Annotated in this window: 17 protein-coding genes; 10 read left to right on the top strand and 7 right to left on the bottom strand. The window is 71.1% G+C overall.

Annotated elements, in window-relative coordinates; all coding sequences use genetic code 11:
• Window positions 1-147 precede the first annotated feature (147 nt).
• Together ACGFRG_RS27480 and ACGFRG_RS27485 are read right to left on the bottom strand one after the other, a co-directional pair.
• On the bottom strand, window positions 148-1,173 hold the full coding sequence (locus ACGFRG_RS27480) for a P1 family peptidase (protein ID WP_393268167.1): 1,026 nt from the start codon (window positions 1,171-1,173) through the stop codon (window positions 148-150).
• A 78-nt stretch (window positions 1,174-1,251) separates the two neighbouring features.
• A complete protein-coding gene (locus ACGFRG_RS27485) occupies window positions 1,252-2,412 on the bottom strand; it encodes a low temperature requirement protein A (protein WP_393268170.1) in 1,161 nt (386 codons plus the stop codon).
• Between the two features lie 282 nt (window positions 2,413-2,694).
• On the opposite strand from ACGFRG_RS27485, the gene ACGFRG_RS27490 reads away from it, so the two are divergent.
• The 9 genes from ACGFRG_RS27490 to ACGFRG_RS27530 all read left to right on the top strand — a co-directional run bounded on the left by ACGFRG_RS27490 (window position 2,695) and on the right by ACGFRG_RS27530 (window position 13,077).
• Window positions 2,695-4,146, top strand: coding sequence for a NarK family nitrate/nitrite MFS transporter (locus ACGFRG_RS27490; RefSeq protein WP_361427272.1), 1,452 nt, complete (start codon window positions 2,695-2,697; stop codon window positions 4,144-4,146).
• Between the two features lie 76 nt (window positions 4,147-4,222).
• Window positions 4,223-6,562, top strand: a complete 2,340-nt coding sequence (gene pflB, locus ACGFRG_RS27495) for a formate C-acetyltransferase (RefSeq protein ID WP_393268174.1) — start codon at window positions 4,223-4,225, stop codon at window positions 6,560-6,562.
• 69 nt (window positions 6,563-6,631) lie between these two features.
• On the top strand, window positions 6,632-7,438 hold the full coding sequence (gene pflA / locus ACGFRG_RS27500) for a pyruvate formate-lyase-activating protein (RefSeq protein WP_393268176.1): 807 nt from the start codon (window positions 6,632-6,634) through the stop codon (window positions 7,436-7,438).
• A gap of 67 nt (window positions 7,439-7,505) precedes the next feature.
• Window positions 7,506-8,555: an MFS transporter gene (locus tag ACGFRG_RS27505; RefSeq protein WP_361427281.1), complete on the top strand. Its 1,050-nt coding sequence runs from the start codon at window positions 7,506-7,508 to the stop codon at window positions 8,553-8,555.
• Entirely contained in the window at window positions 8,552-10,846 is a 2,295-nt protein-coding gene (locus ACGFRG_RS27510; RefSeq protein WP_393268179.1) for a molybdopterin oxidoreductase family protein, read from the top strand. The genes ACGFRG_RS27505 and ACGFRG_RS27510 overlap by 4 nt, the downstream gene beginning before the upstream one ends.
• 8 nt (window positions 10,847-10,854) lie before the next feature.
• Entirely contained in the window at window positions 10,855-11,454 is a 600-nt protein-coding gene (locus ACGFRG_RS27515; RefSeq protein WP_188277186.1) for a 4Fe-4S dicluster domain-containing protein, read from the top strand.
• Window positions 11,455-11,603: 149 nt separating this feature from the next.
• Window positions 11,604-12,260, top strand: a complete 657-nt coding sequence (locus tag ACGFRG_RS27520; protein WP_393268183.1) for a ubiquinol-cytochrome c reductase iron-sulfur subunit — start codon at window positions 11,604-11,606, stop codon at window positions 12,258-12,260.
• A gap of 49 nt (window positions 12,261-12,309) precedes the next feature.
• Window positions 12,310-12,684 carry a hypothetical protein gene (locus ACGFRG_RS27525; protein ID WP_361427593.1) on the top strand — a complete coding sequence of 125 codons (375 nt, stop codon included), beginning with the start codon at window positions 12,310-12,312 and terminating at the stop codon, window positions 12,682-12,684.
• 189 nt (window positions 12,685-12,873) lie between these two features.
• Window positions 12,874-13,077, top strand: a complete 204-nt coding sequence (locus ACGFRG_RS27530) for a hypothetical protein (RefSeq protein WP_361427291.1) — start codon at window positions 12,874-12,876, stop codon at window positions 13,075-13,077.
• A gap of 181 nt (window positions 13,078-13,258) precedes the next feature.
• Here ACGFRG_RS27530 and mscL read toward each other — a convergent pair whose 3' ends face one another.
• From mscL to ACGFRG_RS27545, 3 genes are all read right to left on the bottom strand, one after another.
• Complete coding sequence (gene mscL, locus ACGFRG_RS27535) at window positions 13,259-13,741, bottom strand: large conductance mechanosensitive channel protein MscL (RefSeq protein ID WP_361427294.1); 483 nt, start codon at window positions 13,739-13,741, stop codon at window positions 13,259-13,261.
• A 132-nt stretch (window positions 13,742-13,873) separates the two neighbouring features.
• Window positions 13,874-14,452, bottom strand: a complete 579-nt coding sequence (locus ACGFRG_RS27540) for an RcpC/CpaB family pilus assembly protein (protein ID WP_393268187.1) — start codon at window positions 14,450-14,452, stop codon at window positions 13,874-13,876.
• Between the two features lie 149 nt (window positions 14,453-14,601).
• Window positions 14,602-15,435 carry an S-methyl-5'-thioadenosine phosphorylase gene (locus ACGFRG_RS27545; protein WP_393268190.1) on the bottom strand — a complete coding sequence of 278 codons (834 nt, stop codon included), beginning with the start codon at window positions 15,433-15,435 and terminating at the stop codon, window positions 14,602-14,604.
• Between ACGFRG_RS27545 and ACGFRG_RS27550 the strand changes: the two genes are divergently transcribed.
• On the top strand, window positions 15,434-15,787 hold the full coding sequence (locus ACGFRG_RS27550; protein ID WP_393268192.1) for a hypothetical protein: 354 nt from the start codon (window positions 15,434-15,436) through the stop codon (window positions 15,785-15,787). The genes ACGFRG_RS27545 and ACGFRG_RS27550 overlap by 2 nt on opposite strands.
• Before the next feature lie 2 nt (window positions 15,788-15,789).
• Here the strand turns inward: ACGFRG_RS27550 and ACGFRG_RS27555 are convergent, their stop codons facing one another.
• Both ACGFRG_RS27555 and ACGFRG_RS27560 read right to left on the bottom strand, forming a co-directional pair.
• Window positions 15,790-16,095, bottom strand: a complete 306-nt coding sequence (locus ACGFRG_RS27555; RefSeq protein WP_361427306.1) for an FmdB family zinc ribbon protein — start codon at window positions 16,093-16,095, stop codon at window positions 15,790-15,792.
• 69 nt (window positions 16,096-16,164) lie between these two features.
• Window positions 16,165-17,442, bottom strand: coding sequence for an MFS transporter (locus ACGFRG_RS27560; protein ID WP_393268196.1), 1,278 nt, complete (start codon window positions 17,440-17,442; stop codon window positions 16,165-16,167).
• Window positions 17,443-17,567: the final 125 nt, after the last annotated feature.

Below are 17,567 nucleotides of genomic sequence, written 5' to 3' on the forward strand. Positions count from 1 at the left end.
CGGGCGTTGGTCAACGCGAGCGTGCGTGGAGTACCCGCGCATGTGCTGTGCGTGCGTTACTCCAGTACGTGCACAGAGCACACATATAAGGTGAATGGTTGCGAGAGTGAGGTGTGACTCACGCCACATCTGGCCGTTCCGGCGGACTCAACTCCCGTACAAATCATGGTAAGACGGGAATGTCCCACCCGCACCTGTCCCGCTCACTCCCGTCACACCCGCTCCCGTCACCCCCTCGGCGGCGAGCACGGCCTTGGTGATCGCGCGGGCCACCAGGTCCGCGCCCGCCGCGAGTACGTCGTTGAGGCCGAGCGGCGACAACGGCTCCCCGCTGCCGGTCGCGAGGGCGAACACCGTGTCGCCGTCGTGCAGGAGATGGACCGGCCGGATGGCCCGGGCCATGCCGTCGTGCGACGTACCCGCCAGCTTCTGGGCCTGCGCCTTGGTGAGCGGCGCGTCGGTGGCGACGACAGCGAGCGTGGTGTTCAGCGGCGGCAGGCCCATGGCGGCCCGGCTCTCGGCGATCCGCTTCAACGCGGCTTCGTGGACGGCCGGTTCGGGATACGTGAGGCGGCCCTCCAGCCCGTACAGGGCGCCGGTGACGGGGTCGAGCACCGAGCCGACGGCGTTGACGACGACCAGCGCGCCGACCGTGACGCCCGAGGCGAGCTGGGTGCTCGCGGTGCCGACGCCGCCCTTGAGGCCGCCCACGACGGCCCCGGTCCCGGCGCCGACGTTGCCCTGTTCGACCTCGGCCGTGGCGGCCGCGACGGCCGCGCGGCCGGTCGCCGCGTCCGGGCGGGCGCGCCAGTCGCCGCCGCGCCCGAGGTCGAAGAGGCAGGCGGCCGGGACGACCGGAACGACCTGCTCCGGCTCGGGCCCCACCCGTACCCCGCGCCCCCGCTCCTCCAGCCAGGCCACCACACCACCGGCCGCGTCGAGCCCGTACGCACTGCCGCCCGTCAGGACGACGGCGTCGATGCGCTCCACGACATTGCGCGGGTCGAGCGCGTCGGTCTCCCGGGTGCCGGGCCCGCCGCCACGTACGTCCACGGCGGCGACGGCACCCGGGGCCGGGGCGAGGACGACGGTCGTACCGCTGAGAGCGCGCTCACCCGGAACGCGCGCGTGCCCGACGAGGATGCCGGGGACGTCGGTGATCGAGTCGGTCATGAACCTGACGGTACGCCTGCGGGGGCGCGGGAGCCGGGGCTTGTGCGGTGACGCCGGTCCGGGTCCGCGGGCATCGGGTCACGCCCGCGCCGGGCTCTCGGGGGTACGCCGGCTCAGCGCCGTCCCGACGGCCACGGTCGCGGCGGCGGCCAGGCCCGCCACGAGGACGGCACGCTCACCCGCGAACGTGCAGGCCAGAATGGCGAGCGCCGAGACGGGCAGGGTCAGTTGCTGGGGCGTGGTGCGCTTGAAGTGGCGGGCGTGCAGGGCCCAGACGGTCAGCATGAACACGGCGGTCGGCACCGTGACGGCGGCCGACGCGGCGGCGGTCGAGATGTGTGCCTTGCCGACCCGCTGCTCCACGGCGACCTCCATCCCCGCGCCGATCGCGGCGGCCGAGCCGAGGAGGACGGAGTGCCCGTACCCCCAGACGAACGCCTGCCGGTTGGAGGTGAGATGCCCGGCGATGGGCACCGCGAAGTAGATCCACCACGCGGCGAAGACGATCAGCAGCCCACCGCCCGCGAGCGGCAGCAGATCGCCCAACGCGTCGTGCTCGTCGAGCGCCTGCTGCACGGCCACGGTCGCGGCGGAGACGGTCTCGCCGAGCACGATCAGGGTGAACAGGCCGTACCGCTCGGCGATGTGGTGCGGGTGCCAGCTGGTCTGGGTGGTGCGCTCGGCGATCACGGGTACGGAGAGCTCGGCGGCGGCCAGCACCACGAACACCCACGACCGGGCGGAGTGCGGCACGAAGAGCAGCCCGACCCAGCCCAGCTGGCACACCACGAGCCCGGCCGCGTACCGCAGGGCCATCCGGCGCTCACCTGGGCCCGACGCCGAGCGGGCGGCGCGCAGCCACTGACTGGTGAGCGCGAGCCGCATCACGATGTAGCCGACGATGCAGACCCCGAAGTCGCCGTTGTCGAAGGCGCGGGGCACCCCGGCGGCGAGGATGAGCACCCCCGCGATCTGCACCAGGGTGACCACCCGGTAGAGCGGGTCGTCGCTGTCGTAGGCGGAGGCGAACCAGGTGAAGTTCATCCACGCCCACCAGATGGCGAAGAAGACGGCCAGATAACCGGCGATCCCGTGGCCGACGTGCCCCTCGGCGAGCGAGTGGACCAGCCGGGCGCCGGCCTGGGCGACGGCGACCACGAAACAGAGGTCGAAGAAGAGTTCCAGGGGGGTCGCCGCGCGGTGTTCCTCGTGGCGACTGCGTGCGGTCATGCGAGGCATGGGGCCTAGGAGACCAGATGGAAAGGGCGGGGAATCCCGTAACGCGCCGCCATGGGGATTCTCGTGGTGCGCCGCTCGTGGGTTCCCCTTGCGCGCCGCTCGCGGGTTCCCGTAACGCCTCCTTGGGCTCGTGGGCTCACGTGACGAGCCGTAGGGCCCATGGGTCCCCTGCCGGGCGGGACCTAGGGCAGGGCCAGGACACGACATTGGCCTCTCACCTCTCCCTTTCCCCAGGCAGAGCCTTGAGGTATCAGGACTCGTCTCACCCCCCTGGGATCCACCATGAGTTCCGCACTTCACGAACGGCCCGCGCAACGGCCCGCGCGGCCGACGCCGACAGACTCCGGCCCGGTGCCCGGCGGCCAGGACCGTGACCAGTACCGCCCCGGCCGTACGATCACCGACTGGGAGCCGGAGAACGAGGCGTTCTGGCAGTCGGTCGGCCGCAGGGTCGCCCGCCGCAACCTGTGGATCGCCGTCCCCGCCCTGCTCGTCGCGTTCGTGGTGTGGCAGGTCTGGTCGGTCACGGCGACCAACCTCAAGGACGTCGGCTTCGGGTTCAGCACCTCGCAGCTGTTCTGGCTGACCGCGATCCCGGGGCTGACCGGCGGCACGGCCCGGATCCTCTACACGTTCCTGGGCCCCATGATCGGCCAGCGCCGCTTCACCGCCCTGTCGACCGTCGTGCTCGTGGTGCCCCTGATCTGGCTGGGCGTGGCGATCCAGAACCCGGACACCCCGTACGCGGTCATGGTCTCCATCGCGGCCCTGTGCGGCATCGGCGGCGCGAACTTCGCCTCCTCCCTCGCCAACATCGGCTTCTTCTTCCCGAAGGCGCAGAAGGGCAACGCGACCGGCATCAACGGCGGCCTCGGCAACCTGGGCGTCTCGGTGGTCCAGCTGGTCACCCCGATCGTCATCACCTCGTCGGTGATCGCACTCGGCTCCGCCCAGCACAAGGCCGACGGCACCCCCGTGTACCTCCAGAACGCGGCCTTCCTGTGGGTGCCGGTCCTGGTGGTCCTGGCGGCCGTCGCCTGGTTCGGCCAGAACGACCTGAAGGTCGCCGCCACCCCCTTCCGCCAGCAGAAGATCATCTTCCGCCGCAAGCACACCTGGCTGATGACCTGGCTGTACGTGGGAACCTTCGGCTCGTTCATCGGCTTCGCGGCGGCCCTGCCGCTCCTGATCAAGACGACGTTCCCGGCGTACTCCATCGCCACCTACGCCTGGATGGGCCCGGCCCTGGGCGCGCTGGCCCGCTGGGCGGGCGGCTGGATCGCGGACCGGCTGGGCGGCGCGCGCGTCACGATCCTCTCCTTCGTCGGCATGGCGCTCTCCATCATCGGAGTGATCAACTTCCTTCCCGCCGGAACGGATTCCGGCAACTTCTACGGCTTCTTCGCCTGCTTCCTGTCCGCCTTCCTCTTCTCCGGCATCGGCAACGGCTCGACGTTCCGGCAGATCCCGGTGATCTTCCGCAACCGGCAGCTGAAGGGCCTGGAGCCCGGCACCCCTGCGTACGCGAAGGCCCTGAAGCAGTCCGAGATGGAAGCGGGCGCGGTGACCGGCTTCACCTCGGCGATCGCCGCGTACGGCTTCTTCTTCATCCCGGCGATGTTCGCCAACTTCGCGGTCACCAGCGCGATGTGGGGCTTCGTGGCCTTCTACGCCAGCTGCGTCCTGGTCGCCTGGCACTACTACGCGCGGCACTCGGCGGAAGCCCCGTCCTGACCGGGGGCGACACCGAGCCCGACGGGGGCCGGGGACACCGGCTCCCACCCTCCCCAGAATTCGGAAGGCGCACACCATGACGGTGACCGCAGGCGAAACGACGGACGCTGCAAGGACAGAAGCGACGGACGCTGCAAGGACAGAAGCGGCGGACGCTACAAGGGCAGAAGGGACAGAGGTGAAGGCGAACGGCGGCGCCTGGCGCGGCTTCGCACCCGGCCCGTGGTGCGACACGATCGACGTCCGCGACTTCGTCCAGCGCAACTACACCCCGTACGAAGGCACCGCCGACTTCCTCACCGGCCCCACGCCCCGCACCACCGCCGTCTGGGACAAGCTGCTCGCCATGTTCCCGACGGAGATCGCGAACGGCATCCACGACGTCGACACCCGCACCCCCTCCCGTATCGACGCCTTCGCACCCGGCTACATCGACCCCGACCGGGACCTCATCGTCGGCCTGCAGACGGACGCCCCGCTCAAGCGCGCCATCATGCCCAACGGCGGCTGGCGCATGGTCGAGAGCGCCCTCACCTCCTACGGCCACGAGGCCGACCCCGACGTCAGGGACATCTACACAAAGCTGCGCAAGACCCACAACGACGGCGTGTTCGACGCCTACACCCCGGAGATCCGCGCCTGCCGTTCCTCCGGCATCATCACGGGCCTGCCCGATGCCTACGGCCGGGGCCGCATCATCGGCGACTACCGCCGCGTCGCCCTCTACGGCGTCGACCGCCTCATCGAGGCCAAGCGCGCCGACCAGGACGCGCTCGCCCACGAGTGGCCCACCGAGAGCGTCATCCGCGACCGCGAGGAGACCGCCGAACAGATCCGCGCCCTCGGCGAGCTCAAGTCCATGGCGCTCTCCTACGGTTACGACATCTCCGGCCCCGCCACCACCGGCCGCGAGGCCGTCCAGTGGCTGTACTTCGGCTATCTCGCCGCCGTGAAGGAGCAGAACGGCGCGGCCATGTCGATCGGCCGCATCGACACCTTCCTCGACATCTACCTCCAGCGCGACATCGCGTCCGGGACCCTCACCGAGTCCCGGGCCCAGGAGTTCATCGACGACTTCGTCATCAAGCTCCGCATCGTCCGCTTCCTGCGCACCCCCGAGTACAACGAAGGCTTCTCCGGCGACCCGACCTGGGTCACCTGGTCCATGGCGGGCCTCGGCGAGGACGGCCGCCCGCTGGTCTGCCGTACGACCTTCCGCGCCCTGCGCACCCTCTACAACCTCGGCCCGGCCCCCGAGCCCAACCTCACCGTCTTCTGGTCCCAACGCCTTCCCTCCGGTTTCAAGGAGTACGCGGCCCGGGTCGCCATCGACACCAGCGCTCTCCAGTTCGAGTCCGACGAGCTGATACGCCCCAAGTACGGCGACGACACCGCCATCGCGTGCTGCGTCTCCGCGATGGCCGTCGGCAAGCAGATGCAGTTCTTCGGCGCCCGCGTCAACGTCGCCAAGGCCCTGCTGTACGCGATCAACGGCGGCCGCGACGAGCGGACCGGCGCCCTGGTCGTCGAGGGCTTCGAGCCGATCACCGACGAGTACCTGGAGTACGAGACGGTCGCCGAGCGGTACGACGCGATGCTCGACTGGCTCGCCAGGACGTACGTCCACGCCCTCAACGTCATCCACTGCATGCACGACAAGTACGCCTACGAGCGCATCGAAATGGCCCTCCACGACCGGGAGATCCTGCGTACGATGGCGTGCGGCATCGCCGGTCTCTCGGTCGCCGTCGACTCCCTCTCCGCCGTCAAGCACGCCCGCGTCAAGGTCGTCCGCGACGACACCGGCCTCGCCGTCGACTACGAGATCGAGGGCGACTACCCGGCCTACGGCAACAACGACGACCGCGCCGACGCCCTCGCCGAGCGCCTGGTGCACGACTTCATGGAGAAGGTGCGCCGCCACCCCACGTACCGCGACGCGGTGCACACCCAGTCCGTCCTGACGATCACCTCCAATGTCGTCTACGGCAAGAAGACCGGCCACACTCCCGACGGCCGCCGCGCCGGCGCCCCCTTCGCCCCGGGCGCCAACCCCATGAACGGCCGTGACCGGCACGGCTACATCGCCTCCGCCCTCTCCGTCGCCAAGCTCCCCTACGACGACGCCGAGGACGGCATCTCCCTGACCAACACCATCACCCCCGACGCCCTGGGCCGCACCCCCGAGGAGCGCATCGCCAACCTCGGCGGCGTCCTCGACGGCTATATGGCGAGCGGCGGCTTCCACATGAACGTCAACGTCCTCGACCGCGCCACGCTTGAGGACGCCATGGCCCACCCGGAGAACCACCCCCAGCTGACCATCCGGGTCTCCGGATACGCCGTCAACTTCGTCCGGCTCACCCGCGAGCAGCAGCTCGACGTCATCAACCGCACCTTCCACGGCGCGCTGTAGCCCCGTTGGCGCACCGGCCATCCCGAACAGTCAGCCCGAACCGCCGGCCCGAGCACCGAGGAGCCCGTCATGACCGTGCTGACCGGTCGGCCCGCGGGGGTGGTGGCCCCGGCCGCCACCCCGGCGGCCGCCGCGACCCGCCGCCCCGTCGAGGGCTCGGTCCACTCCTGGGACCTGTCGACGGGTGTCGACGGCCCCGGCAGCCGCTTCGTCACCTTCCTCTCCGGCTGCCCGCTCACCTGTCTGTACTGCCACAACCCCGACACCTGGCGGATGCGGAACGGCAGCCGCACCTCGGCCGACGACGTGATCGCCGAGGCCCGCAAGTACACGGCGTTCATCGCGGCCGCCGGCGGCGGCGCGACCGTCAGCGGGGGCGAACCCCTGCTGCAGCCCGTCTTCACCGGCGAACTGCTGCACCGCCTCAAGCACGAGCTCGGCCTGCACACCGCGCTCGACACCTCCGGCTTCCTCGGCGCCCGCGCCACCGACGCGCTGCTCAGGGACGTCGACCTGGTGCTCCTGGACCTCAAGTCCTGGGACCGGGACACCTACAAGCGGGTGACCGGCCGCCCGTTGCGGCCCACCCTGGACTTCGCCCACCGCCTCGCGGACCTCGGCCAGGACGTCTGGGTACGGTTCGTACTCGTCCCGGGGCTCACCGACGACCCCGCGAACATCGAGGGCGTCGCCGCCTTCGCCGCCCGCCTCGGCAATGTCTCCCGCGTCGACGTCCTGCCCTTCCACAAGCTCGGCGAGGCGAAGTGGCAGGCGCTCAAGATGCCCTTCACCCTGCACGACACGCCGTCCCCGACCCCCGACGAGGTCGCCGCCGCCCGGGCCGTCTTCACCGCCCACGGCCTGCACGCCATCTGACTGAAGGGTTCACCCCACCGCCTGTCAAAACAGGTGAAACCATCCCAGAGCCACCTACGGTGGCCAGGTGACCGAGCCTCCCGCAGCATCGCCGCCCGCCGTCGCGCTGCGCGCGACCGTGGCCGGTACCGCCGTCTCCTTTCTGCTGGTCCTCGCCATCCTCTTCGGCAGCCGTGGGCTCAAGGACTTCGACTCGGCGCTCCTGCCGTACGCCGTGGCCACCGTCTTCCTCGCCTTCGGCGTCGCCTACCGCTACACCGTCTGGATCTCCTCTCCGGGCGCCCGCCGCCTGTTCAAGCAGGGCTGGCGCAGCCTGTTCTCCGTCGCCAACTTCCGCCGCGCCCCCACCGCCCTGCCGAGGATGGCCGCCACCTATCTCGGCTTCCAGAAGTTCCTCGGCGCCCGCTCGCACGCCCGCTGGGCCGCCCACCAGCTGATCTTCTGGGGCTGTCTGCTGGCCGCGGCGATCACGTTCCCGCTGACCTGGGGCTGGTTCACCTTCACCGCCCCGACCGGTTCCGGACCCGGTTACGAGATGCGGATCTGGGGCGTGAGGCTGCTCGGTTTCAATTCGCTGAACTTCGTCGGCTGGCTGATGTTCCACGGCCTGGACATCGCCGCGGTCCTGGTCATCCCCGGTGCCGCGTACTTCCTGTGGCGCCGGATGAAGGACCGGGGCGCGATCACCGGCCAGCGGTTCGCCTACGACCTGGTCCCGCTGCTCCTGCTGATCGTCATCTCCGTGACCGGTCTCCTCCTCACCTTCTCGTCGATCTTCCTGCACGGCGGGGGCTATGAGTTCCTGGCGCTGCTGCACATGGTGACCGTGGTGCTCACCCTCATCTACATCCCGTTCGGGAAGTTCTTCCACATCGTCCAGCGGCCGGCCGCTGTCGGGATGCAGCTCTTCAAGTACACCGCCCGCCAGGACGAGCGGCTCTTCCACTGCCGCCGCTGCGGACAGCTGATCGACACCGCTCCTTACGTCGAGAACCTGCGGGGCACCATGCGCGACCTGGACCTCGGCTTCGACGCCTGGGCCGAGTACTGCCCGCGCTGCAAGCGGGTGCTGCGCGGCACCGCGTACCTCTCGCACGTCAAGAAGGGCTACAAGTGACCCAGCACGTCCCGCTGGACCCGTCCATCGCCCCGCCCGGCACCCGCAACTTCCGGGACGCGGGCGGCATCCCGGCCGACCAGTGGCACGCCGACCAGATCGGCGAGACGCTGGTCCCCACCCACTGCTGCTTCTGCGGGGTCCAGTGCGGGATGTATCTCCGCGTCGACGGCGGCGGCAAGGTCTTCGGCGTCGAACCCCGCAACCACGACATCAACCGGATGCGACTGTGCCCCAAGGGCATCAACGCGTATCAGCAGGTCAACCACCCCGACCGGCTGACCGCCCCGCTGCTGCGCCGCTCCCGTGACGAGCCGCTGCGCGAGGCGTCCTGGGAGGAGGCCCTGGACTTCACGGTCGCCGAGATCCGCCGCATCCAGGCCGCCCACGGCAACGACGCCTTCGGGCTGCTCGGTGGCGCCAGCCTCTTCTCCGAGAAGACCTATCTGGTCGGCAAGTTCGCCCGCGTCGCGCTCAAAACGCGGCACGTCGACTACAACGGCCGGCTGTGCATGGTCTCCGCCGCGGGCGCCAACAAACTCGCCTTCGGCATCGACCGCGCCGCCAACCCCTTCTGCGACATCCTCCTCACCGACTGCCTGCTCATCGCCGGGTCCAACGTCGGCGAGTGCTTCCCCGTCATGACCCAGTACCTGTGGGGCGCCCGTGACCGGGGGGCGTCCCTGATCGTCGTCGATCCGCGCGAGACGGCGATCGCCCGCACCGCCGACATCCATGTCGCCCTCAAGCCCGGCACCGACTCGGCCTTCTTCAACTCCGTCCTCCATGTGGTCATCAAGGAGGAGCTCGACGACGAGGGCTTCGTCGGCGCCCACACCACGGGCTGGGAAGAGGTCCGCGACAAGGCCGCCGAGTATCCCCCCGAGCGCGCCGCCGAGATCTGCGGGATCCCGGCCGCCCAGATCGTCGAGGTGGCCCGGACGTTCGCCCGCGCCCCCAGGGCCATGGCCTGGCACGCCCGGGGCATCGAACACCACTCGCAGGGCGTGGAGAACTGCCTCTCCGTCATCAACCTCTGCGTCGCCACTGGCAACCTCGGCAGGCCCGGCGCCGGCTACGGCACCATCACCGGCCAGGGCAACGGCCAGGGCGGGCGCGAGCACGGCCAGAAGGCCGACCTGCTGCCGGGCGGGCGCTCCATCATGAACCCCGAGCACCGCCGGCAGATCTGCGAGATCTGGGGCATCGAGGAGTCCGAACTCCCGCCCGCCGGAACCTCGATGATGGAAATGGTCCATCAGATGCGCCGCCAGGAGATCCGCGGCCTGATCGGTATCTGCAACAACCCCTTCGTCTCCCTCCCGAATTACACGACCGTCAAGAACGGCTACGACACCCTCGAATTCCACGCTCAATTCGACTTCTTCCTCTCCGAGACCGCGGCCAACGCGCACGTGGTCTTCCCCGTCACCACCTGGGCCGAGGACGAAGGCGTGATGGCCAACGCCGAGGCCCGGGTCGTCAAGCACAACAAGGCCCAGGAACCCCCCGCCGGTGTCCGCACCGACACCTGGGTGATCTGCCAGCTCGCCCAACGCCTGGGCGCGGGGGACAAGTTCGCCTTCCCCGGCTCGCGCGAGGTCTTCGACGAGCTGCGCACCGCCTCCGCCGGAACGGTCAACGACTACTACGGCATCACCTACGAACGCCTGGAGGAGACCGGCGGGATCGCCTGGCCCTGCCCCTCCACCGACCATCCGGGCACCCCCCGCCTCTTCGAGGACGGACGGACCTGGCACCCCGACGGCAAGATCCATATGCAGGTGGTCGAGTGGCACCCGCCCATGGACCCGTACGACGACGAACACCCCCTCTCGCTCACCACCGGCCGGACCGTCGCGCACTTCCTCTCCGGCAACCAGACCCGCAGGCTCGGCGCCCTGGTCGAACAGACCCCGCGCCCCTGGGTCGAGGTCCACCCCTCACACGGCTTCCGCAACGGCGACCCGGTCCGCGTCGTCACCCGGCGCGGCAGCGAGGTCTTCCCCGCCCTGGTCACCGAGGCCATCCGCCCCGACACCGTCTTCATCCCGTACCACTGGCCGGTCCCCACCTCCGCCAACGCGCTGACCATCGACGCCCTCGACCCCCGTTCCAAGATTCCCGAGTACAAGGTCTGCGCCTGCCGCATCGAGCCCGGCGAGCGGATCGACGAGGTCCCGGCGCCCCCGACCGCGCCCGGCCAGGTGGCCTACCCGGCGACCCTCTCCCGCACCGATCCGCTGCCGCCCACGTCCCCGCAGGGCCGTGGCACCGCCGAGAGGAGCTGACACCCGCGATGATGGGCAGAACGATCTTCATCGACCCGGGGCGGTGCATCGGCTGCCAGGCCTGTGTCTCGGCCTGCCGCGAGTGCGACTCGCACCGGGGCAAATCCATGATCCATCTCGACTACCCCGACGAGGGGCACTCGGTCGCCTCCCTTCCCACGGTCTGTATGCACTGCGAGGACCCGGTCGCCCCGTGCGCCGAGGTGTGTCCCGCCGACGCGATCCTGGTGACCGCCGACGGTGTGGTGCAGCAGGCCGACACCACCCGCTGCATCGGCTGTGCCAACTGCGTCAACGCCTGCCCCTTCGGCGTACCGAAGATCGACCTCCAGGCGAAGCTGCAGATGAAGTGCAACCTCTGCTACGACCGCACCGCCTATGGCCTCGCCCCCATGTGTGCCACGGTCTGCCCCACCGGCGCCCTCTTCTACGGAACCCTTGAGGAGCTCCAGGCCGAGCGCCCCGGTGTCCGCGTCGCCGACTCCTTCACGTTCGGCGATGTCGTCGTCTCCACCGGAGTGGCGATGGTCGTCCCGGCCGACAAGGTGCAGTGGCCGGTGCCCGGTGGCCTCCCGGTCGTCGAGGTGAACGGGAGAGCCGTGCGATGAGTACGCCGGAACAACCGTCCCCGGGCCGCCCGGAACCGGTGCCGGAGCCAGGCTCTGAGCCAGGCCCTGAACCAGCCACCACACCAGCCTCCTCACCGGCTGCCGGACAGACTCCGGCACCTGCTGCGGAGTCGGCCGCTGCACCGGCCGTGGGGCCGGCCCAGGCACCTGCCGCGCCACCGGGCGCGAGGCCCTGGCCGGACCCCGCTCAGGAGGCGCTGCGCGACCGCGTCGCCGCCGACTCCCTGACCACCCGCCGCGACTATCTGCGGATCGTCTCCACCGTCTCCTGCGGGCTCGCCGTCGGCGGTGTCGCCGTCGCCGGGGGAGTGCTCCACCGGCACGGTGACAGTGACGACACCCCCAGGGCCAAGCGCGTCGCCGCACGGCTCGGCCCCGGCGAGTCCATCGCCTTCCGCTTCCCCGGCGAGGACGACCGCGCGGTCGGCGTACGCCTCAAGGACGGCACCCTCGTCGGCTACTCCGCTGTCTGCACCCATCTGGCCTGCGGGGTGCTGTGGCGGGAGGAGCGGGGCAGCGAGGGGGAGCTGTACTGCCCCTGCCACGAAGGGGTCTTCGACGCCCGGACCGGAGAGGTGACCGCCGGGCCGCCGCCGCGTCCGCTGCCGAAGGTGCTCCTCGTGGAGGAGGTCGACGGAAGCGTCTGGGCGGTGGCCACCACCCGCTCCGGAGAGAGCGTCAAGGACGCCATGTGCCGGCAGTTCGGAAACCAGAGCCCGGACATGGCCGCCCGGATCGGCTGCTCCGGGACGCGGGCCCAGACCGAGAACGGCGAGCGGACATGAAGAGCGAGCGGACATGAATGCCGACAGCGGTACGGGGGCGGGCGCGGGTATGGGTGACGGTGGCGGGGCGGTCCCTCCTCGGCCGCAGTACACACCCGGCAGTGCGCAGCCCCGGCTCAACCGCCCGGTGCGGGACCGGTACCCCCAGATCCGCTCCACCAGCGGGTACGGCGACCCCCGGATCCGCCGCACCGGTCCGGGGCCCGGCGCGGGCACCGAGCAGGAGCCCGAGCGGTCCTCGAAACTCAGCGCCCGCCTCGCCCTGGCCGTCACCGTGGTCATCGGCCAGCTCTGGGGTCTGACGGTCGTCGTCAACGAGTGGATGAAGGGCGCCACGGCGACTGCCTGGTGGGGAGCGGGTTTCCTGGGCCTGTCGTTCGTCGTGGTCCTCGGGCTGTGGCTGCTCGACCCGAGGGACCGCTGAGGGGAGGGGGAGGGTTTCAGGGCTGCCTTGTCATCCTGGGCAGGGGCAGGGGCAGGGGCAGGGGCAGGGGCAGGGGCAGGGGCAGGGGGCGGCGTCGAGGTCGAGGTCGGTGCCGGAGCCCGGGCCGGGGCGAGGGGTGGGAGCTGGACTGGCGCCGTCGTCGGCGCGGTGTCGCCGTACCCTGGAAGCATGAGTACCGCCCCCGCCCCCGGACCGCGCGACGCGAAGCCGGCGCCCGACCCGAAGCCCAGGCCCGCGCTGGTCTTCGACGATCCGCTCGACCAGCAGTCGTCGGACGACACGGACCGTGGGTGGGGTGAGCGGGCCCCCGCCGGTGGCAGCGCGGGCGACCTCGCGCGCTTCCTCGACGAGAAGCCGCCCCACCACATCTGACCGACCCACCGGCTTTGACGGGTCCACCACGTCTGACCGGCCCGCCGGCTCGGACAGGCCCGCCAGCGCGTCCATGTCCAGTCGCTCGGACCGGCCCATCGGGTCGACGCCGCCGGACGGCCCCACCGCATCGGGCGCGTCCACCAGGCCCGCACAGCCCGACGCACCCGCCCCGTGAGTCCTAGGGCGCGCTGTGTCCCGAGCCGCGCTGGGAGATCAGGGCGTCGCGGATCTCCTTCAGGACCTCCAGCTCGCTGACCTCCAAGGTCTCCTGGACCCCTTCCTTCGCCCTGTCCCGCTGGGTCTTCTTGGCCAGGTACTTGGACATCGGCAGCACCATCAGGAAGTACACGACGGCCGCGGTGACGATGAAGCTGAGCATCGCGCTGAGGACCGAACCCCACATGATGGGGATGCCCGAGACCGCCTCGCCCGTCTTCGGGTCGATGCCGCACGGTCCCTTCAGGCATGAGCTGTAGCTGTTCAGGTCCTTCGTGCCGAACGCGCCGACCAGGGGGTTGATGACGCCCTTCACGACCGAGTTCACGACCGCGGTGAACGCGGCGCCGATGACCACCGCGACCGCCAGGTCGACCACATTGCCGCGCATCAGGAAGGCCTTGAAGCCGTCCAGGACACCGCCGCCCTTCTTCTCGTCGGTCACGAGTGAGCCTCTCTTCGCAGGTGCAGGAGGTGGAGCAAACCGTTCCGCAACCTACGTCAGCGCATGGCCGGGATGTCCAATCCGCGTACGCAAACAGGTGACTTGACAGGAAGTCAGTGCTATTCGTGCGATTCAGCACAGCGTCACCGCCAGCCGGGCCGAGGCTCCCGCGCCGACGAGCGTCGGGGCGGTGGCTCGGGGGACGGAGAGGACGATCAGCGCTCCGCCGTCCGGAGAGGGGGCGCGCGGCCGGGGCACGTCGATCACCCGCGCGCCCGACGCCACCACCCGCGCCGCGCCCTTGCCGCCCGGGGGCGAGTCGGCGGACGCGATCACATCGACCCGGTCGCCGGGCCGCAGCAGCCCGACCGTCTCCGCGTCCGCGATCCGTACCGGCGCGGACACCACGTCGACGGCCTGGCGCGCGGGCTGGGGTGACGCGGTCCGCTGGTGGACGTCCGTACTCGCGGCAGCCGCCGTATCGCTGACGTGCGCAGCCGTGCGGCCGGGGCCGCCCGCTCCTGTGGCCGCAAGGGCGGCCGCCGCCACGGCCAGTCCGGCGGCCATCGCCCGCCGACGGCGTCGCACCGCCCGCCGCAGCCGGTGTTTGCCGCCGCGCACCCGCAGCGGGGGGAAGGCGGGCACGCCGATCGGCTCGGGTGCGGCGGACAGCGCGGGGGAGGGTGTGGGCAGGGCAGGGGGCATGGACATCGTGGGTCACCACCGATCGTGCGGAGCGAGTGCTGCTCGAACGCTCCTCACGATCCCCGCCCTGCCAACTTCCCGCTGAGCCCTGTGGATTGCTCCCCGATTGTGGATAACTCCGTCACCCGTTCGAGCGGGTGGGGGCTGCGGACCGGCTACGGCAGCCGGATCCCCGTGTCCAGCCCGTCCAGCGCCCGGGCGCACAGGCAGTCGCGGGCCTCGCCCCCGGGCAGCCCGGCCACCGCGTCGAAGAGCACCGTCCGCAGCCGGTCCACATTGGCCGCGAAGACCCGCAGCACCTCCTCGTGGGAGACGCCCTCGCCCGTCTCGGCCCCCGCGTCCAGGTCGGTCACCAGAGCCATCGACGTGTAGCAGAGCCCCAGTTCACGGGCGAGCACGGCCTCGGGGTGCCCGGTCATGCCGACCACCGACCAGCCCATCGCCGCGTGCCACCGCGACTCCGCGCGCGTGGAGAACCTCGGGCCCTCTATGACGACCAGCGTGCCGCCGTCCACCGGCTCCCAGTTCCGCCCGTGCGCGGCCGCCAGAGCCGCCTTGCGGCCCTCGGGGCAGTAGGGGTCGGCCAGCGCGACATGGACGACGTTCGGGATCGAGCCGTCGGGCAGCGGGTAACCGTCGTAGTACGTCTGCGTGCGCGCCTTCGTACGGTCGACGAGCTGGTCCGGCACGAGCAGGGTCCCCGGCCCGTACTCGGGCCGCAGACCGCCCACCGCGCACGGGCCGAGCACCTGCCGTACGCCCACCGAGCGCAGGGCCCACAGGTTGGCGCGGTAGTTGATGCGGTGCGGCGGCAGGTGGTGGCCGCGGCCGTGCCGGGGCAGGAACGCGACCCGGCGCCCGGCGATCTCGCCCAGGAACAGGGAGTCGCTGGGGCTGCCGTACGGGGTGTCGACCTGGATCTCGGTCACGTCCTCAAGGAACGAGTAGAAGCCCGAACCGCCGATGACGCCGATCTCTGCGTTAGCCATGCGGAGCACACTAGCCGGGGCCGTCGGCCGCCAGAACGGGCGTACGGACTTGTACGCACGCACCTCGCGGACCGGCACGCACGCACCTCGGGACCGCGCCGACGCACCACGCGGACCGGCACGCGCGCACCTCGCGGGTCTGTACGCGCGCACCTCGCGCACCCGTACGCGCGCACCTCGCGCACCCGTACGCGCGCACCTCGCGCACCCGTACGCGCGCACCTCGCGCACCCGTACGCGCGCGTGGATCACGCCTCCGTACGTGCGCACTCCGTCGACCAGCCGGTACGCCGAAGACCCCGCTGTGCGCGACGGCGGGGTCTTCGAATGTCTGGAGCGCGCGACCTGGTGAGGTCAGGCGGCCGACGACGAGCTGGTGGAGCTCGACGGCGTCGAGGAGGACGCGGCCGGCTTCGAGTCGGAGCTCGACGACGTCGACGGCTTGGCGGCCGAGGACGACGCGGGCGTGCTGCTCGACGACGCGCCACGGCTGTCGTTGCGGTAGAAGCCGGAGCCCTTGAAGACGATGCCGACGGCCGAGAAGACCTTCTTGAGGCGGCCGTCGCAGCTCGGGCAGACGGTCAGGGCGTCGTCGGTGAACTTCTGCACCGCTTCAAGGCCCTCGCCGCACTCGGTGCACTGGTACTGGTAGGTCGGCACTTTGTCTTCCTCCTGGCACTCTCACTCGATGAGTGCTAACGACGGTCCATAGTGACGTATTCCGCTGGATCAGTCCACCGTCACAGGAACTCGGTGACCGACGCCACTACGGGCGACGGTCCGGCTCTCGGTGCGCGGCGCGAGCCGCGAGCGCAGCGCGACCAGCGTGACCAGGGCCAGCGCGGTACCCGCCAGGGGCACCAGGAAGCCCGCGCTGGAGCCGTGGGCGTCGGCCAGCCGGCCGGCCACCGTGACCGCGCCGGCCTGGCCCAGCGCCACCGCGCCGGTCAGCCAGGTGAAGGCCTCGGTCCGGGCGGAGGCCGGGACCAGGGACTCGACCAGCGTGTAGCCGGTGATCAGGGCCGGGGCGATGCAGAGGCCGACGATCAGGCCGAGGCCGCCGAGCAGCACCGCGGAGTGCATCGCCCAGAGGCCGGAGGCCGCCAGGGTCAGTCCGGTGTAGCCGGCGATCAGACGGGTGCGGGGCGCGGACTTCCAGGCGATGGCGCCGCACGCGATGCCCGCCAGCATGTTGCCCGCGGCGAAGATCCCGTACAGCAGACCGTTGGCGCCGGGGTTGCCGATCTCCTCGGAGAACGCGGTCAGCGAGACCTGCATGCCGCCGAAGACCGCGCCGATGCCGAGGAAGGACACGGCCAGGACGCGCACACCGGGGATGGAGAGCGCGGAGACGTGCTCCTCGCGCGCGTGGCCCGCGAGCTCGCGGCTGGGCTGCGGCTGGGTGCGGTGCTGGGAGGCGAAGAGCAGGCCGCCGACCAGGGTCAGCGAGGCCTCGGCGATGAGACCGGCGGCCGGGTGGACGCCGGTGCACAGCGCGGTGGCGAGCACCGGGCCGATGACGAAGGTGAACTCGTCCGTGACCGACTCGAAGGCCGCGGCCGTCGGCATCAGGGGCGAGCCCTCCAGCTTGGCCGCCCAGCGCGCCCGCACCATCGGCCCGACCTGCGGCACCGAGGCACCGGTCGGGACGGCGGCCAGGAACAGCGCCCACAGGGGGGCGCCGGCCAGGGCCAGCGCGATCAGTACGGAGCCGGAGGCGGCGTGCACGAGGACGCCGGGCAGCAGGACGGCGCGCTGGCCGAACCGGTCGGCGAGCTTGCCGCCCTGCGGCGCGAAGAGCGCCATGGAGACGCCGGTGACGGCGGCGACGGCGCCCGCGCTGCCGTAGGAGCCGGTGGTGTGCTGGACGAGCAGCACGATGCTGATGGTGAGCATCGCGAAAGGCTGCCGGGCAAAGAATCCGGGCAGGACGAACGTCAGGGCGCCAGGTGTGCGCAGGAGCTGCCCGTATCCGGGACGACGCTCAGAAGTGACCGTGGATGCCACGGTCCTTGCCTTTCTGCCGCCTGGTAGCGCGCCCCTGGTACGGGTGAGTACGGGCGTTGCCGAGAGCTGTCCTCATGCGCGGAACTGCGGTAGATGCCGGGGCTCACTGCGAGAGCCTCCGACCG

It is taken from the genome of Streptomyces sp. NPDC048696, from assembly GCF_043198895.1.
Classification (GTDB): Bacteria; Actinomycetota; Actinomycetes; order Streptomycetales; family Streptomycetaceae; genus Streptomyces.

Excerpts from the sequence above, each read along its gene's own strand:
- ACGFRG_RS27480 (WP_393268167.1), bottom strand. The coding sequence starts at position 1,173 with ATGACCGACTCGATCACCGACGTCCCCGGCATCCTCGTCGGGCACGCG.
- ACGFRG_RS27485 (WP_393268170.1), bottom strand. The coding sequence starts at position 2,412 with ATGCCTCGCATGACCGCACGCAGTCGCCACGAGGAACACCGCGCGGCG.
- ACGFRG_RS27490 (WP_361427272.1), top strand. The coding sequence starts at position 2,695 with ATGAGTTCCGCACTTCACGAACGGCCCGCGCAACGGCCCGCGCGGCCG.
- pflB (WP_393268174.1), top strand. The coding sequence starts at position 4,223 with ATGACGGTGACCGCAGGCGAAACGACGGACGCTGCAAGGACAGAAGCG.
- pflA (WP_393268176.1), top strand. The coding sequence starts at position 6,632 with ATGACCGTGCTGACCGGTCGGCCCGCGGGGGTGGTGGCCCCGGCCGCC.
- ACGFRG_RS27515 (WP_188277186.1), top strand. The coding sequence starts at position 10,855 with ATGATGGGCAGAACGATCTTCATCGACCCGGGGCGGTGCATCGGCTGC.
- ACGFRG_RS27525 (WP_361427593.1), top strand. The coding sequence starts at position 12,310 with ATGGGTGACGGTGGCGGGGCGGTCCCTCCTCGGCCGCAGTACACACCC.
- ACGFRG_RS27530 (WP_361427291.1), top strand. The coding sequence starts at position 12,874 with ATGAGTACCGCCCCCGCCCCCGGACCGCGCGACGCGAAGCCGGCGCCC.
- ACGFRG_RS27540 (WP_393268187.1), bottom strand. The coding sequence starts at position 14,452 with ATGTCCATGCCCCCTGCCCTGCCCACACCCTCCCCCGCGCTGTCCGCC.
- ACGFRG_RS27550 (WP_393268192.1), top strand. The coding sequence starts at position 15,434 with ATGCGGAGCACACTAGCCGGGGCCGTCGGCCGCCAGAACGGGCGTACG.
- ACGFRG_RS27545 (WP_393268190.1), bottom strand. The coding sequence starts at position 15,435 with ATGGCTAACGCAGAGATCGGCGTCATCGGCGGTTCGGGCTTCTACTCG.